This window comes from Pseudomonas sp. 2957, from assembly GCF_031456345.1.
Taxonomy (GTDB): Bacteria; Pseudomonadota; Gammaproteobacteria; order Pseudomonadales; family Pseudomonadaceae; genus Aquipseudomonas; species Aquipseudomonas siliginis.
In genome coordinates this window covers 1-3,136 of record NZ_JAVDUL010000011.1, presented here as the reverse complement: position 1 = coordinate 3,136, position 3,136 = coordinate 1, and the positions used below count along the sequence as shown (strand labels likewise).

General features: G+C 49.5%; 3 protein-coding genes. All 3 read right to left on the bottom strand.

Going from position 1 to position 3,136, the window contains the following annotated elements; translation table 11 throughout:
* Nucleotides 1–465: 465 nt before the first annotated feature.
* Nucleotides 466–816, bottom strand: a complete 351-nt coding sequence (locus tag J2Y39_RS26375; protein WP_310220504.1) for a hypothetical protein — start codon at nucleotides 814–816, stop codon at nucleotides 466–468.
* 390 nt (nucleotides 817–1,206) lie between these two features.
* Complete coding sequence (locus J2Y39_RS26370) at nucleotides 1,207–1,491, bottom strand: hypothetical protein (protein ID WP_252886356.1); 285 nt, start codon at nucleotides 1,489–1,491, stop codon at nucleotides 1,207–1,209.
* A 7-nt stretch (nucleotides 1,492–1,498) separates the two neighbouring features.
* On the bottom strand, nucleotides 1,499–3,136 hold a 1,638-nt coding region (locus J2Y39_RS26365; RefSeq protein ID WP_310220502.1), incomplete at its 5' end, for a DUF637 domain-containing protein.

Here is a 3,136-nt window from a genome sequence, read left to right as displayed (position 1 = left end):
GACGACGTTGATGTCGCGACCGGCATCGAGCTTCAGGTCACCATCGCTTTATAAGCTCGACGCGAATTGAAAGGTGGTCTGTCCCCGTTTATCTCTAGTGCCTAAAGGCATTCCCGAAATCAATTCGTCCCTCGTCAGAGCGGACCCCGACACTCCTTTTGCACCGACTAATTATCGACTATGGGCAATACTCAACCATATAACTGCTCCCTAGTTCTTGCTGCATCGATTTGGCCAGCTCCTCCCCCTCTACTTTATGCCGAAGCTCTGCCTCAGGCGTTGCAAAACAAGAATCGGGCGGGTAGTCGCTGTTGAACGTCGACTGATACTCACCGTCCCACTCACTGACTTTGACCCTCAGCTCTGGAGAAAGGGGCAGATCTTCAATATCAACGTGCCCCATTCTATCCGGATCTGGGCAGAATATCGGCCCGGCCAAATACTCACTCGTTAGTCTTAACCTGATCATGGCAATGGTTTCCAAGAACTGACCGGATTAGCTCGAGCCACGAAGCCGTTTGAGCCAACCCCAACTGCGATGTTTTGCTCAACACCATTATGCGTGATGCGATAAACATTAGCCGAACCATTGGTCCCGACAACTTTCCCACGTTCAAGAGCACTCATTACAACATTTGGAATGTCATCACGTGAGATGCCTTTGCCGCTGTCGAGTTTGGCCACCTGGTAATGCTGGTCGCCCAGGCTGACCAGAGACAGGTTGCCGCCGGTCTTGATTTCGCTGCCGACGTGGGTGACCTGGGTGACTTCGTCGCGCTGGAGTTTCAGGTTGCCGAAACCGCCCTTCTCCTTCATGTCGTAAAGGGTGTCGCGACCGGCATCGAGCTTCAGGTCACCATCGCGTTATACGCTCGACGCGAATTGAAAGTTGGTCTGTCCCCCTTTATCTCCCGCGGTAAGCATTTGTCGGTTGCCCACCCTGCCCTCCATACGCCAAATATTGAGCATGAGGGGTAACAATGTGCGAGCGTTCTGATTGTGCATTAACACGGTAGCTTTGCCAGCGATATTCGGCTGGGTGAACTACCATTTTCGCTCTTACCGGATTCATTTCGAAGTACCGATAACAGCACAATAAATTTTTCCCGGCGACAGACCACGTTCTTGGATTACTTTCTAAACGTGGTCTGTCCCATTTATCCTCCATCTTTAATAATCGACTGACTAGGCAAAAGAAATTTATTGTTATTTGCCATTCAACCTTCCTACAAACGCTTCAATCGCATTCGAGATGAGCTCCCCCTCCTCGGGAGAGATTAAAATATTCATGACTTGCTCATCACAAGTGCAGTCATAAATATCAAAACCCGTCCAACCTTCAGACCAAAACTCAACAGTTGCCAGTTTCCCAAAGCCTTCTAACTCTACTCGTTCCAAGTCACCAAAATCTCCGCCTGCGAATTTTGAGCTTTTCACAGTGTAGCCTTTGAGCAAAGGCATAATTTTTTTTTCAAACTGAAAATAATCCATATCCCGCTCACTTTCTATCTAAGATTTTTATATTTTTCACTTCAGGCAGATGTTCTCCGCCCTGCTTTTTCAACAGATACTGCTGAGACTTACTGGCATCTTGGCCAATCATTTTATACCAGCCTTCCTTGCCACCTTGCAACAAACCATTACTTGGAACATCAAATTCGACATACACGGCCCCTTTAGATGCAGCCCCTTTAAAATCAGCCGCACCGTTAATTGAGATGAAAGTTTGCCCTCCTGCGCCCTGTACGACCCTGTTGTTACCTTGCATCTGTAATAGCTCACCTGGGGACATCCATCTCCCTACACGAGTCATACTTACATTATTGATAACTTTTGTTTCGCCGAGCTTCAACAAGCTACCAGCAGCCCCCTTTACACCCTGAAGTACAGATCCGCCAGCCGAGGAGAGCATTAATGAGAGAGCCATCTCGCCCCAATAATCTGGATCGGTCAGCATCATCTCGTAGCTTTCTATTGCTTTGCCCTCTTGTCCGTCCTTTGCGTAAAGCAAAGTGGAAGACAAGTCGAACTGCCACTGCGCAGAGTTTTTGTAAGCATCCTGCATCGCCACTGGCAATGCCACATAAGCTTTGTACTCTAAAGGTTCCATGATCATCCATGGCTTCCCTGAATCATCGAGCAACGTATAGCTGACGATTTTGGAGTCCACATCCATATTCAGAACGAAATTACCAAGAACCTGAGAATTAGTGCCCGCCAGTTTAAGAATTGATGAGCAGCCCACACCCGTTGCGTCGTTTTTGCATGTTTCATACTTTTCAAGGTACTTACCATAGTGTCCTTGATAGTTAAATTTTGTAGCGTTAGCAGTAATCCATGCGCCGTTTTGCAAAGTTTCTGCATCAACATTTTCTTGTGTCGAAGCTGCAAGAACCCCAACAATTTGGGATCCCATGATCAATAGGTCCGGGTTGCCCTTAAACCAATTGTTCATTTCTTTAACGAGGGCCTCATTCGCCCCAGCCGCCAACGCGCCCGTAGCGAAATCCCCACCAGTCATTTCGGACAGCAGTCCGCCAACCGCCGCGTGAATGATGACTTTTGTCGCAGAGCCATCATCCACAACACCCGTCGTAAGGTCACCGACCATGTTGAAGCTGAACGCTGCAACGGTGTTGAAAAGTGCGGTTTGCAGCAAATTGCCAAGGTCAGCATCGCCTCCCACTGCCTTGCTGATAAGCGCAGACGTACTGCCTTGAATAATCTGACTGCCGGCGAATTTACTCACACCTTCCCACGTGGCCAGTGACGGTCCGGCATATTTGCCATTGGGATCAAACTTCACGCCGGTCAATTCATTCAGATACTGCGACATCAAACCGGCCGTCAGCCCCGAAACCACATAGCCCTGCAGCGCATCGGATGAAGTAACGTCAGCGAAAACAGCGCCCAGATCCCCACCGTTATTGATGAAGCTAGTCGTAGCATTCGTAGCCGCTCCGGTAGCCACAGCGGCGAAAGTCGCGGCCCAGAACGTGCCCATCCCACTCAACGCTGTCAGGGCCGCAGGTCCAACAACCGCAGCCATCACGATCGCAATAATCATCTGCGAAGCCGGGCCAAGCCCCGAGTTGCTGTATTTAAACGACTCGTGAATCTCCTTCACGCGCCGCCA

Bases quoted from the DNA above. Each gene is read 5' to 3' on its own strand.
- J2Y39_RS26375 (WP_310220504.1), bottom strand. From the start codon at position 816: ATGAAGGAGAAGGGCGGTTTCGGCAACCTGAAACTCCAGCGCGACGAA.
- J2Y39_RS26370 (WP_252886356.1), bottom strand. From the start codon at position 1,491: ATGGATTATTTTCAGTTTGAAAAAAAAATTATGCCTTTGCTCAAAGGC.